The organism is Paraflavitalea sp., assembly GCF_059502485.1.
Map to the genome: position 1 here is coordinate 823710 of NZ_JCACET010000011.1, position 13613 is coordinate 837322.

Here is a 13613-nt window from a genome sequence, read left to right on the forward strand (position 1 = left end):
ACAGTTTGATAATTCAGAAATAAGAAAACCTCAACCACTTCACCTCAACACCTCGTATTACCCCTATCAACTTTTCAACTTATTAACCTGTCAACCTACTCCCCCCTCAACGCATGTCCGGTCAAATTGATAAACACATCTTCCAGGTTGGCTTTCTTCACTTCCTTGGGCCTTTCAAAACCGGTAGCTACCAGTTCATCGATCAGTTTATCAGGCGTATCCAGTGCTATGATCTTTCCGGAATCGATGATCGCGATCCGGTCGCACAACACTTCCGCCTCATCCATATAATGCGTAGTAATGATCACCGTAGTCCCTTGTGACCTGATCTTTTGTACGAGGTCCCACAAGTTTCGACGTGCCTGCGGATCGAGGCCTGTAGTAGGCTCATCGAGGAAGATGATCTTGGGTTGATTGATGAGCGTGGTAGCAATGGAAAACCGTTGCTTCTGGCCACCACTCAGCTCCTTATACTTGTTCTTCGCTTTATCTTCGAGGTTCACACTTTTCAACAACTCACGCGGATCTATGTTCCGGTTGTACAAGCCGGCAAACAGGTCGATCAGCTCCAGCAGGTTCAGTCCGGGATAGAAACCGGAAGTCTGCAGCTGAACACCGATGATCTTCTTGATCTCGTTGGGATCACTGTCGAGGTTGAACCCATCCACGATCACTTCACCGGCAGTCTTCTCGCGCAGCGTTTCAATGATCTCCAGCGTGGTGGACTTACCAGCCCCATTGGGGCCCAGCAAGCCGAAGATCTCCCCTTCCTGCACATCGAAACTGATGCCTTTCACCGCTTCAAACTGGCCATAATGCTTTACAAGGCCCTTGACAGAAATGATCACCTTACTCATGAATAACGATTGAGGCTGCAATCTAATAAAGAATCACCACTCGATACCAGCAACGACTTCTCTAAAAATTCAATAGATTTATGAAAATAATTCATACTATGAAGCTGACGCACCCCATTCGCCAGTTGATCAGCCTTTTCATGAGCCTGTCCAGCCATAGCCCAATAAGGCGTTTCACCATAAGCAGCTTCTTCATACTATGCCTTTTTCAAGCTACAGCACAACAATCCCTGCAGTCCGGTTTCAACCTGCCCGAATACCTCGAAGTGCTGCGCATGACCGGCCACATCAATGACACCTCCATAAGCCGCGAAAAACCACCACCTCCCTTGCAATACACACTGGAAAACCGTTCGCCCGTAGTGGGCTTGATGAACCAGTGGGACCTATGGCTGCGCAAAGACAAGAAAGTGGCCGTGATCAGCCTGCGCGGCACTGTCCAGGACCTGTCCAGCTGGCTCGAAAACTTCTATTCGGCCATGGTGCCAGCCACCGGGCAATTGCAGATCAATGACAGCACGACCTTCAACTACAAATTGGCCGAAAGCCCCGACGCCACCGTACATGTAGGTTGGCTCCTGGGAATAGCCCACCTGGGGCCTCCCATTGCTGAATACATCAAGACCTACAGACAGCAGGGCATAAAAGAGTTCATCATCACCGGCCATAGCCAGGGCGGCGCATTGTCCTTTTTATTGAGGTCATGGCTACATTACCAAACAGTCGCCGGACAGTTACCTGCCGACATCGTTTATAAAACCTATTGCAGCGCAGCCCCCAAGCCGGGCAACATGCAATACGTATACGACTACGATTACATCACCCGCGTTGGCTGGAGCTATACCGTTGTCAATGCACTGGACTGGGTGCCCGAAACACCCTTCAGCATCCAATCTCTTAAAGATTTCAACGAAGCCAATCCATTTATCGACGTAAAAGGCGCTCTTAAAAAACAGCCCCTACTGGCACGGTGGTACCTCAACCATGCCTTCAATTCTATGGGCAACACTTCAGCAAAAGCGCAAAAAAAGTTCCGCAAATACCTTGGCAGCATGGTATATAAACAGGTGAAGAAATTCCTGCCACAGTTCAAGGAACCCACCTACTCCCCCGGCAGCAACTACATGCGCGCAGGCAGCCCCATCATCCTCATGCCCGATGCACAATACAACCAAGAGCATGTATTCGATGGTAAGAACGTATTCCTTCACCACATGCCCCGCAGTTATTATGAACTGGCCCTAAGACTGTACAGTAAATAAATGGTGAGTATATTTGCGGCCAATAGCCCTCGACCCTGCATGCGCCTACGACTACTTTTACTGTGCATCCTCCTTGTGCAGGCCAGCACCCTGGCCACGGCGCAAAAAGTGAATGACTACCTGTTTACCCACTTCAACACCAACAACGGGCTTGCCGGCAACATAGTCCTCAAAGTGATACAAGACCACAAAGGATTTATGTGGATTGCCACCACCGATGGCCTGCAACGATACGATGGCAAACGCTTCCTTACCTTCAAAAGCAAACCCAACGATCCCACAAGCCTTCCCCACGACGGCATTGAAGACATTTATGAAGATCAACAACACAACCTTTGGATACAGACGGCCAACAACAAAATAGGCATCTTTAACACAACACATTTTACCTGGCACGAAATACCAGTAAAAGCGCCTGATCCCAAAGACTTGCTATTTCTGAAAGACTTCGTGGAAGACAAAGCAGGAAACCTCTACCTCCTGCTTCGCGAAAGGCAACAACCCATTTACCTGTACTCACCCAAAGACCAGGCATTCATCAACAGCCCACTGAATAAAATAATTCCTGCTGGCTGGACAGTATCCGACATGCTGGTTGATCCCCACTCCGGCAACTTCTGGCTGGGCTGCGACTCCGGACTGGCTGTATACAATCCCGCCACCAAACAAATAAGCTATCGCGGCCACAACATTGCCAACGATCCGGTGATCACAGCATTGGGTAACGAAAAATATACCAGGCTCCTCCACATCGATATCGATAAAAACTTTTGGTGTACCACACAAAACATAAACGTGATGGAAGACCCGGTAGTCCATCGCTTTGATCCTGCTACCGGCATACACCATAAACATGTCCCTTTTCCGGATATAAAGACCCGCTACCGGGAGATCAAAAAGATCTACACACAAAAGAATGGACGCACCTGGTTTTGTGGACTGTCCTTCCTGATGGAATACAAAAAGAAGAGCTCTGCGCCATTTGAACAGGTGCCTGTCAACGATAAGTGCAACCCCAAGAGCCTTACTTTCGACATTGCCGGAGACATCTACGAAGACAGGGAACAGAACGTTTGGATATCCACTACGCAGGGCCTTTTCAAATTCAATCCCGATGCCAACTTCTTTTCCAACTACTGGCTGCAACGCGTTGGAGAAGCGGCGCCCACTGAACAGGCAGTGACCGCCGCAGCCGAGCTAAAAAACGGAGAAGTGTGGATTGGTACCGTCTATAGCGGAGGCCTTTACACCTATGGGAAAGACCTCACCCCGGTAATTGCCAAAGGCGATCCGGCCACCAGGTACAAAAGCAACTCCGTTTGGTCTATATACCAGCATAGCATCACCAGTCATGTGTGGATGGGCTGCAACAAAGGCAACATCATCGTATACGATCCTGCCACCGGACAATCAGAACAGTTTGCCCCCGATATTATCGCAGGCCGCACAACCTCCACTATAAAGGAAGACAAAAACGGCAACCTTTGGATGATCGTACGAACAGACAATGCTGCTGACATTATTAAATGGGACCGGCAGTTGGCTGGCAACGACCCTAAGAAAGGATATGTGCTGGTAAAAGCATTCAAAGAAGCCTCACCTCCCAACCTCATCGTCGATCAAAACAACTTTATCTGGACAAACGCTACCGGTGCAACATTGTACAAAATAAACGCTACCACCCTCGAAGCAGTCAGCTTCACCGATACGACAAAACCAGCAGGATACCGCTTTACAAAAGATGGCGCCTCCGACTTGATACAATACAACGACAGCCTGATCATCACAGCAGGAGTCGACCTCCACGTGATCAATATGAAAACCGGCAAAGTGCGAGTGATCACCAGACAGGATGGTTTGCCAGCCGCTGCTGTTTCCATTATCAAAGACAATGAAGGCATACTCTGGATGGGGCTGAACGGAGGAGGTGTATGCCGTTACAACCTGTCCAAAAACATATTTACGGTATACGACAAGCGCGACGGCATGCTGGATGAATACTTCTCTCCTGCCTCCCACATCAACATGAAAGATGGCCGGCTGCTGTTTTACGGACGCAACTTCATGACCTTCCAACCCGCTGCCATGGTAGCCGGTCAGGCGACGGCAGCAGTCATTGCCGACTTCAAACTACTCAACATCTCCCTGCCTGTCGATTCATTACAACAATTATCACGACTACTGATCCCCTACGATAAAAACTCAGTCACTATCGAATTCAGCGCACTGAGCTATAAGCCGCAGAACAAGATCAACTACTATTACAAAATGGAGGGCCTGGATGAAGACTGGATACCAGCCGATGAATCGCTACGGGCTATGTACAACTACCTGCCGCCCGGCAAATACACCTTCCAGATCAAAACCGACAATGGACTTGGACAACCCAGCCAGATAACCAGCCTTAAGATAGTAGTAGAAGGCCCCTTCTGGAAAGCCTGGTGGTTCTACCTTACCCTCGTATTGATCATCGTTGCGATCCTGTACCTGGTAGACCGGGAAAGAATAAAACGCCTCGTAGGCGTTCAAAAAGTAAGAACAGAAGTTGCCCTCAACCTCCACCAGGAAGTGAGCGCAGCCCTCAGCAATATCAACATGTTGGGAGAAATGGCGCGCATCAAAGCAGACAAAGACATAGAGCGCACCAAAGAATACATACAACAGATCAGCGACAAAAGCAACCACATGGTCACGGCCATGGAAGACATACTGTGGAGCCTCGACCCTGCCAACGACAGCATGGAAAAGTCACTGCTGCGCATGCGTGAATACATCGACTCCCTCCAAACCCATTATGCAGCCAGCATAGACTTCAACGTCGACAAAAACGTAACAACCGTCAACCTCGACATGAAAAAACGGTTGGAGTTTTTCATCCTGTTTAAAGAATCATTGAGAGCAATTGTGCAATATGCACACGGTAGGCAAACATACATCAACCTCAGCCTCTCCGGCAACAAACTCCTACAGCTGAACATGCAGGACACGACAGCCAATACAAATACCGATTCACCGGACCTGGAAAAGCTGATCAAAGAACTGTACAACCGCTCTGCCTATATCAATGCAGAAGCAGACATCCAGCGCGACCATAAAGGCATGGCCATCATCCTGCAGATGCCTATGGTGTAACCAGCTTTGATGATGCGCTAGACATCCTATTTACAATAATTTACAACGTTTACACTTTAATTTACAATCCTGCCCCTTCAAGCTGAAAGGATCAAAGTAGTTTCGCTGTATCAAACTTTACAAGGATGAAACACGTACTCATCTATACTTTTTTCTCAATATTTGTTTTTCACACCTCCTCTGGACAAAATCAAACAAGCGTACCACAACAAAATAACAGGATCCATCAGTCAGGATTATTCGAGTCTCAACTTAAAGAAGCGGCCGCTTCGAAGGTACCTATGAGTATGGTTCGGAATATAAGGCAGGCAAAAAACGGGGACATTTTAATTGCTTCTTATATAGGTGTTTATCGATACGATGGAACATCTTTTACCAATATGACAAGTACAATAGAGTGGCCGACCTTCTGGGATGTATTGGAAGATAGAAAAGGAAACATTTGGCTGGCTTCCCAGGATTCGGGTGTTTATCTCCAGCCTGCCGGACAGACAGGTTTTAAGCTTTTTAAAGCAACCGATGGGACTGGCATTGGTTCAGCGCTTTATATTTATGAAGACAGAGCCGGTAATATCTGGTTCGGAGCAAGCCGTTACGATGGGAAATCTTTTCGGACCTTTACCACAAAAGATGGATTTCCCAGCAACAATATTCGTTTACTGCTGGAAGACAAAACCGGCAAGCTTTGGTTTGGTGGACAGGGAGAAGATATGCTCGTTTATGATACCCGTCCCGATTCAATCGGGAGAAAAACATTTACCGTTTTAAAAAACAAAGATGGTAAAGCATTTAACAGCGTTTGGTCAATAATCGAAGATAAAAAAGGGAACATTTGGTTCAGTGGAGATGGTCTTTGGCGCTATGATGGTAAAACCCATTCGAAGGTGTCGCAGACGGGGGCTTATGCTATCACCGAAGATAAAAAAGGCAATATCTGGACCAGTTTAGGGAATAGCATTTTTTGTTACGATGAACAGTCCTTGTCCAATATAAACCCAACTGTAAAAGAAATTAAAGTGACAGGAGAAAGCAGTTTTTTGTTAGGGATCTTAGCAGCTAACGATGGAAGTATTTGGATTGGAGCGAGGGGACCTGCGAGTCAAGTGTATCGTTATGACGGAAAGACCATCACGGACTTTAAAAATAAAGACGGTCAGAAATAATGCGTATCGCTGTATCATGAAATACATACTCATCTATACTTTGTTCTTAACGTTTGTTTTTCACAGCTCCTGTGGACAAAGCCAAACAAGCCCGCCACAAGATAATTTCAGCAAAGAACACAATGACACCTCCGAATCTCCACTTAAAGAAGCAGACACCTCCAGGGTGCCTTACGGTCAGGTTCGTAATATAAAGCGAGACAGAAACGGCAACATTTTGATTGCTGCAGGATGGAGTGGTGTTTTTCGATACGATGGAAAATCGTTTATTAATCTCACAAGTAAACTTGGTTTGCCCAGATTCTGGGATGTTCTGGAAGATCGACGCGGAAACCTTTGGTTCGCCAGCACTGATTCCGGAGTTTATCATTACAATGGGAGAACCTTTCAGCATTTTACAACCAGGGAGGGACTTCCTGATAATGCGGTTATGTGTATTTACGAAGATAAAGCCGGCATTATTTGGTTTGGCACCGGAGGAGGTGGAGTAAGCCGTTATGATGGGATATCTTTTCGAAACTTTACAACGGAAAGAGGATTCCCCAATAATATTACTACGATCATTGAAGACAAAACCGGGAAATTATGGATTGGCACAAGGGGCGAAGCCTTCGTTTATGACGGAAAAACATTTACCGTTTTAAAAAACAAAGACGGCAAAGCGTTTGAAAACGTTTGGTCGATAATCGAAGATAAAAAAGGCAATATTTGGTTTGGTGAAAATGGTGGGCGCGCCAGTGGTCTTTGGCGCTATGACGGCAGTGTCTTCACCAAGGTATCGCAGAGAATTGTTTATGCTGTAATCGAAGATAAAAAGGGAAACATCTGGACAACAGGTGAAATAAATCCTAATGGGAAGGTTTGGGCTCTTTCCCGGTATGATCAAAAGTCCTTGTACAATAAAAATCCCACTGCAACTGAAATCACGTCAGGGGGACCAGCATTTTTTTTGGCGCTTTTGGAAGCTAACGATGGAAGTATTTGGTTTGGGTCCGGAGGTGGGGTGTCTCGTTTTGATGGAAAGACCTTTACGGACTTTAGAAGAAAAGAGCATCAGCAATAATTTACCAGGACATGAAAAAGCCCATCATGAATAAACAAAGCATATTTATCCTTTGCTGCACATTTTCGATTATTGCAACAAACGCTTGCATCAATCAAAGTCAACCAAATAAGGAAAAACAGATAATACAGACTAAAACAGACAGCAAATTATTGAAATACACAACGGGGGTACGGTCATTTTTAGAGGATAGTAAAGGAAACATTTGGTTTGGCAGTGACAGAGAAGGCGTGTGTTTGCTTCAAAATGGTAAGTTTCAATATTTCACAACAGAAAACGGGCTAAGCCACAACCAGGTAAGAAATATTTATGAAGATAAAAATGGTGCAATATGGTTTGAATGTGGCAAAGGATTAAGTATTTATGATGGACAAAAAATAGCTGTCTATAAGGAAAGAAATTACGATTCAACAAAGCAATGAAAATTGGCTGATGGCGACATTTGGTTTAAAGGCGATGAAACAGAGGGCAGCAACAAACTTGAAAAGAGCTCAGGAGTGTATCAATATGATGGAAAGAAACTTTCTTATCGCACATTTCCTGTTACACCCAAATCCGAAGATGAGCTTAGGTTTCATTATGCAATTTCAACACCTTTTTTAAAAAGTAAAAATGGCACGGTTTGGTTTGGATCCTACAAAGCGTTAATTGGATTCAATGGATCAGATTTTAAAATACTAACTGATGAATCACTTGGGCTAAATGGGAAAAATGGCTCTTTGCATATCCGGGGCTTCCTGGAAGACAGGAAAGGAAATCTTTGGATTGCCAACAACGGAAAGGGTGTTTTGGTATATGATGGGAAAGAAGCCATTAATTTTACAGCAAAACAAAAATTGACAAAGGAAGACACTAAAGGCAACTCTCTGGATAGAGCTTATTCCATTGGGGAGGATGCTGAAGGAAATATTTGGATCGGGACAGTAGAGTCCGGATTATGGAAATATGATGGTAATTCTGTTAAAAACTTTACTGAAAAAGACGGACTGGGGCATACATTCATTTCGACCATATATAAAAGCAAGCAAGGAGAATTGTGGTTTGGAGGAAATGGTGTTTATCGTTTCAATGGCAAGTCTTTTGAAAGAATATATTAACTATAAAATGAAAAACACGCAAAATCATTTGCGTGTTTTTCACGTCTGAGCACTTTCACGTTATGGTGTGACCAGCTTCTCAGACAAGTCATCAAAGTTCTTCCAAAGCACATGCCCCACCGGCTGTGGAGAAACGGCCACCAGCACAGCTGTCTTACCCTTCTCCTTCGTTGATTTTACATGAACAATGCAATGCAGCACCATCTTGCGTTGCGCCATATAATCCAACATAGTAATGGTACCTGAGAAAGTCTCTTTATCATTCCCAACAGCCTTTACCTTTTTGATGGTCGCTAAAGTAGTAACCACTTTAGCGGCAGGGATCTTCCGGCTTTCAATATTCCTGCCCACCAATCCATTGTAGTAAGCCTCGAAATTACGCTTCAGGTCTGCAGCATTGATCGTTACAGCACCTTCCAGCCACCACAGATAAGCATACGACCAATAACCAACACTGGTAGAATCTCCCCAGCCCTTATGAAAACGGATATCCTCGATACCCTTGTAAGTAAAACCAGGTGCAAAGTCAGGAGGAAGCGGAAACTCCTCAGTAGTCCATCCATCAGGAACAGGCAAAGTATACGGCGCATGATGCGCAGGTTCCTTTGCCTGCGCATGGGCGCCGGAAGGACACAACTGAACGATAGACACAAACAATACAACAGGTAAAAAAGCTGACAGAGAAATACGAACAGGTGATTTCATTTTGTGTAGTATATGCCTAATAAGAACAAAATCAATGCCCACTTACAGAAAACTAACAATCAACCACATGCACATTAAATATCGCAACAGTCTGTACGGTTTCGATACAACGTGCGTACGCTTTCATAACTGATCAGCAATTTACCACGATGAACAAGCAGTCTACGTAAAATAAAGAGACCTCCAACAGTTTTTGCTTAATTTTAAGAAAAGCCTCTCGAATGCCATCCACGAACGCACCTCATATCGATTGCGAAAAAATCCATCCCCTGCTATTGGTGAGCGATATACCGGCAGCTGTTGATTTTTACACCAATAAGCTGGGCTTCACACATGGCTTCACCTGGGGCGAGCCACCGGAAATGGCCGGCATGAACATTGGCGATGTGTCGATACATCTCTATAAAGGAGAACCAAAAGGCAATCACGTATACTTTGTGGTAGGCGATGCAGATGAGCTATATGAATTTCAACGTAGCAACGGCGTGGAAGTAGTGGTAGAACCGGATGACAGAGAATACGAATTGCGCGACTACAGAGTAAAAGATCTCTGGGGCAACGAACTTTCATTCGGGCATTACATACAACACGTTGGCCCACCCCTTAAAATAGAACGGGTAGAGGTGCCACTGCGGCTTGAAAAACGGCTGGCCGCCCTCGTTAAAGAACTTGCGGAACATAAAGGCATGAGCATGGACAGCTTCTTTGAAGAAACACTGCTCCACACCTTTGAAGTAGTAGGCAACAATACCGGCGTGGCAAGTCCACACACGAAGAAGACACACCAACTAATACAGGAGTTGAAAAAGAAATATGGCATCGACTACGATACCCATGCCAGCTACCGGTTTGTAGAATAAAGATTTCTTTATAGGATCACAAATCTTACTCCACTCCTTTCAACCAATCCTTGATTACCTGTTGCAGCGCTTTCTCTTTAGCCTTAAGATCATCAACGCTGGCGATCTTTACCATACGCCGGCCATCCGTATAAGTGCCTTCGAGGATACCTGAGCTATCCTTGATCCGTGCACCGGTAGGAAAGATTAGCAACACATACTCCTTCTTGTAAATATTCACCACTGCAATATCACGCTTATACTCCTTCGGATCGAAAGGCTTCATATCGCCGGTATAATAAAACGCCGGAGCGTTCCACTTGATCTGCTCCCCTACCGTTTTATCTGTTTTCAGGAATACCTGTCTTACCGCTTCGATGGTCTTAGCGAGTGGCCCTTCCAGTTGCGCGATATACTCACCGACGGTAGCCATTGCAGCCTTTTTAGCTGGCTTCGATTCGTTCTTTGCCGGTGCTGATTTTTTAGGAGCGACGTTCTTAGCCGAGGTGTTTGATTTATTAGCAGCGGCCTTCTTCGCTGATGCAGCTTTCTTAGCTGGAGTGCCTGATTTCTTAACAGCAGCCTTCGACTTTTTAGCAGGAGCTGCAGACTTGTTGGTTGCTTTAGCCATATTGATTAAGGGGGTATGATCTCAAATTTATTTCTTTTTGGATACAGATCAGGTGTAGCCATCCACTTTTAGAAACTTTGCCGGAAACAGCCCTTTAAGGTGCAAACATTCCTGTTTTGTCGTTCGAACACAGCTCTTTCTTCTTTGTCATTTCGAACCCTGCCATACGTCCTTGCCATCTCAATAAGTTAACAGGGTGAGAAATCCCGCAGAGCGGGACAAGTTCTGCTATCGAAGCAAACGGCTCTGCGAGGGCTTGCAGCCTCGCAGTCCTATTCCAGGGCCTTTGGCCCTTTGTTCCGAAAAGTATTGTTTATCCCGGAAAGACCCAGTTAGGCCTGATTTGTCCTATTTCGCAGGGTTTCGCCTCCCTTACAGTTGCGCCCATTGATTGTTAGCACTACATTTGGTTAGCTTCATTATTGATGACAATTGGACAGCAGCAATGACAGAAAGGAAGATTTAAAAATCGGAAACGAAGAACTTGATGTAGGGCTGGAGTATAGCAGAGGTATGTCAACGGTATGTCAGAAGTATGGATAGTGTATTCAAATAGTGGAGTTGACTAAAAAGTGCAGTTTTTAACAAAAACAGCAGGGCATTTGGTGCCCATGCTTCAACATAGTTGCAGGCAATCAACTATAACAAATAAACACGTTTTAGATCATTTCACACAATCTCTCCCGCTTTTGAGCGGAATCGGTCAACCGCTTTTTTGCGATACTAATCTTTAATTCTACTTTGTGATCCACGCTATTTTAAACAAAGCAAATGGCATTCAACAGCCATGATAAAGGCAGGATAGAGTATAGATGAAGTATAGATACCCTATAGATGAAGTATAGATAGAGTATTGAAATAGCGTAGTTGACTAAAAAGTGCAGTTTTCACCAAAAACAGCAGGGCAGCTGGTGTCCATGCTTCAACATAAATTAGTTCTTTGAAAATTGAACAGGAAGTTTCTTCCCTTTCAACTTATCAACATATCAACTCAGGAGTAAGAAGAATTGAGCATTGTACGCTTCTTCCTCGTTGCCTCTATGCCTTACTGCCTCGTTGCCTACTTCTCGTCCGCGCAGCCTTCTTTGCCGCTACAGAGCGTTTACGTGGTCCTTTCGTTCTGGCCGCCTTCTTCGCAGCAGCAGAACGGTCAGCAGCACTGCGCTTCCGGGCCGCCGAACGTGTTTGTCTGGACAGCGCTTCGTGCGATGCCGCGGCATGGCCTTCACGCTTCAGCGCTTTGGCGCTTGCCCGCGAGCGCTTCCGGGAAACAGGTTTATGCTTTTGCCCCTTTTCATAAGCACTCTCTGCGCTTTTACGCGTCTTCTCCGAAACAGTACCCTTCTTGGGCGGCTTCAGGTCTACCCCAGCCCGCCGTGCCTGCGACAAGCCGATGGCGATGGCTTGCTTCGCCGAACGCGCTCCATGTTCACCTTTACGGATCTTCTTGATCTGATCATGCACAAACTCACCAGCCTGCGTAGAGGCAGATTTGCCTTCCCGCTTATCTTTCCTGGCCCGCTCGATGACTTTCTTTTCTGGCATAACAGCATATTTTCAATAGCTGCAGCAATTGCTGTGCCCGGAGCCTGCACAACCAATTAATACGACTTTGCATTAGCAACCTTTTCTCCATTCCAAACAGTAATAGTATGTGGCACCGAAAGACCATTGAACTTTTCTTTGTACATCATCAACACTTTTCTTTTCGGAATATGGTAATCAGCTGTATCTGTCTTTATCACCCCATACAGGTAATGATCCTTATCTTTTGCAGGATAAGCCAGGTAAATAGTATCATTACTAATAGTATACGTTCCTTCCGTCCTGTTAACACTAAAACAAACAGTCCTTTCTGTGACCTTTTTATTGGTCTTGAACCTGAATACAGAACCACAATTGGCAGTAGACTCGATGCTGGCAACCATCCAGTCCTCACCCTTGAGTTTTTCATAATCAATAATCCCTCCGGGAAACAGTGCCGTGGAAACAAGGACGCCTGAAAGCACTATACATACATAAATTCTGGAACGATCAGTCAATTTTGACTTGATCAATAACACCAGCTGGTACAATAAGATCCCGCTTAACGCCAGAAAGGTTATAAGTAAGAGCAGCATGAGTAGCAATCCCCACAAACCAAGATAATGTTCCCAATAATAAGACGTATTGATACAAATAAAAAAGATCAGTGCGATTATCAGCAGGGGTTTATTTTTCACACGAGGAGTTTGAGAATTGTTTGATTAATCATAAAACATCAGGCTTAAAACAAATTGACAACTAAGCCAACAATGTGTTTCGGGTACACGCCACAGTTTTCATATTCAGTAAATGAATTATATTTGTCACAATATCAAGGTTTGGCACTAATTTATCCATAATGAGCAACAAGATTGGCAAAAGAGGAGAAAACATATTTTCCACGATCATTAGCCGGTTTGTAGACCCTGTTGGCTTCATGCTTGATCCTACATTTTTGGGAGACAAATTTCCTTCTGTCGATTTTTATATTGACCTCTTGAATTACTCACAAAAAAGAGGCTTCTTTTTTGCCAGTGTTAAAACAACTACACTTGGCTATAATCCTTCGAAAACTAAAATGAAAATCACTGTAGACAAAGAAGAAATTGCAGAACTAAATAAGTTCCAGGTTCCTGTGTATTTGTTTGGTATAGATGAAAAATCGGAAAATGGATACTTTATATGTGCCAATAAACTGGATAACGGCCAGCACCTCAACGGCTTACCCACCAAATACCCAATTGATACACAACACATTAATGAGCTCTGGAAAGAGGTAGCAAACTATTGGGATAATAACCATGAAATCACGAAATTTGCTTCATACTTCAATTGATAAA

General features: G+C 44.8%; 13 protein-coding genes. 8 read left to right on the top strand and 5 right to left on the bottom strand.

Annotation, left to right across the window (positions count from 1 at the left end):
- Positions 1-95: 95 nt before the first annotated feature.
- The gene (locus tag AC5JBY_RS31105; RefSeq protein ID WP_495908605.1) at positions 96-857 is read right to left on the bottom strand and encodes an ABC transporter ATP-binding protein; all 762 of its coding nucleotides are present in this window, start codon (positions 855-857) and stop codon (positions 96-98) included.
- A gap of 80 nt (positions 858-937) precedes the next feature.
- Between AC5JBY_RS31105 and AC5JBY_RS31110 the strand changes: the two genes are divergently transcribed.
- The 6 genes from AC5JBY_RS31110 to AC5JBY_RS31135 all read left to right on the top strand — a co-directional run bounded on the left by AC5JBY_RS31110 (position 938) and on the right by AC5JBY_RS31135 (position 8574).
- Positions 938-2119 carry a lipase family protein gene (locus AC5JBY_RS31110; protein ID WP_495908606.1) on the top strand — a complete coding sequence of 394 codons (1182 nt, stop codon included), beginning with the start codon at positions 938-940 and terminating at the stop codon, positions 2117-2119.
- Between the two features lie 39 nt (positions 2120-2158).
- Positions 2159-5251 carry a ligand-binding sensor domain-containing protein gene (locus AC5JBY_RS31115; RefSeq protein ID WP_495908607.1) on the top strand — a complete coding sequence of 1031 codons (3093 nt, stop codon included), beginning with the start codon at positions 2159-2161 and terminating at the stop codon, positions 5249-5251.
- Positions 5252-5376: 125 nt separating this feature from the next.
- Positions 5377-6414, top strand: a complete 1038-nt coding sequence (locus tag AC5JBY_RS31120) for a ligand-binding sensor domain-containing protein (RefSeq protein WP_495908608.1) — start codon at positions 5377-5379, stop codon at positions 6412-6414.
- Between the two features lie 16 nt (positions 6415-6430).
- A complete protein-coding gene (locus tag AC5JBY_RS31125) occupies positions 6431-7477 on the top strand; it encodes a ligand-binding sensor domain-containing protein (RefSeq protein ID WP_495908609.1) in 1047 nt (348 codons plus the stop codon).
- 11 nt (positions 7478-7488) lie between these two features.
- Positions 7489-7899 carry a two-component regulator propeller domain-containing protein gene (locus tag AC5JBY_RS31130; RefSeq protein WP_495908610.1) on the top strand — a complete coding sequence of 137 codons (411 nt, stop codon included), beginning with the start codon at positions 7489-7491 and terminating at the stop codon, positions 7897-7899.
- Positions 7900-7902: 3 nt separating this feature from the next.
- Positions 7903-8574 (top strand): two-component regulator propeller domain-containing protein, encoded by a 672-nt coding sequence (locus tag AC5JBY_RS31135; RefSeq protein WP_495908611.1) that lies wholly within the window; start codon positions 7903-7905, stop codon positions 8572-8574.
- A gap of 60 nt (positions 8575-8634) precedes the next feature.
- On the opposite strand, the gene AC5JBY_RS31140 is transcribed toward AC5JBY_RS31135, so the two are convergent.
- Entirely contained in the window at positions 8635-9279 is a 645-nt protein-coding gene (locus AC5JBY_RS31140; RefSeq protein WP_495908612.1) for a hypothetical protein, read from the bottom strand.
- 221 nt (positions 9280-9500) lie between these two features.
- Between AC5JBY_RS31140 and AC5JBY_RS31145 the strand changes: the two genes are divergently transcribed.
- Entirely contained in the window at positions 9501-10139 is a 639-nt protein-coding gene (locus AC5JBY_RS31145) for a VOC family protein (protein ID WP_495908613.1), read from the top strand.
- Positions 10140-10164: 25 nt separating this feature from the next.
- Here the strand turns inward: AC5JBY_RS31145 and AC5JBY_RS31150 are convergent, their stop codons facing one another.
- The 3 genes from AC5JBY_RS31150 to AC5JBY_RS31160 form a co-directional block, all read right to left on the bottom strand.
- A complete protein-coding gene (locus tag AC5JBY_RS31150) occupies positions 10165-10749 on the bottom strand; it encodes a DUF1801 domain-containing protein (RefSeq protein ID WP_495908614.1) in 585 nt (194 codons plus the stop codon).
- Positions 10750-11787: 1038 nt separating this feature from the next.
- Positions 11788-12294: a DUF6496 domain-containing protein gene (locus AC5JBY_RS31155; RefSeq protein ID WP_495908615.1), complete on the bottom strand. Its 507-nt coding sequence runs from the start codon at positions 12292-12294 to the stop codon at positions 11788-11790.
- Positions 12295-12350: 56 nt separating this feature from the next.
- Positions 12351-12971, bottom strand: coding sequence for a hypothetical protein (locus tag AC5JBY_RS31160; protein WP_495908616.1), 621 nt, complete (start codon positions 12969-12971; stop codon positions 12351-12353).
- Between the two features lie 161 nt (positions 12972-13132).
- Here AC5JBY_RS31160 and AC5JBY_RS31165 point away from each other — a divergent pair, with 161 nt between their 5' ends.
- Entirely contained in the window at positions 13133-13609 is a 477-nt protein-coding gene (locus tag AC5JBY_RS31165) for a hypothetical protein (protein WP_495908617.1), read from the top strand.
- Positions 13610-13613: the final 4 nt, after the last annotated feature.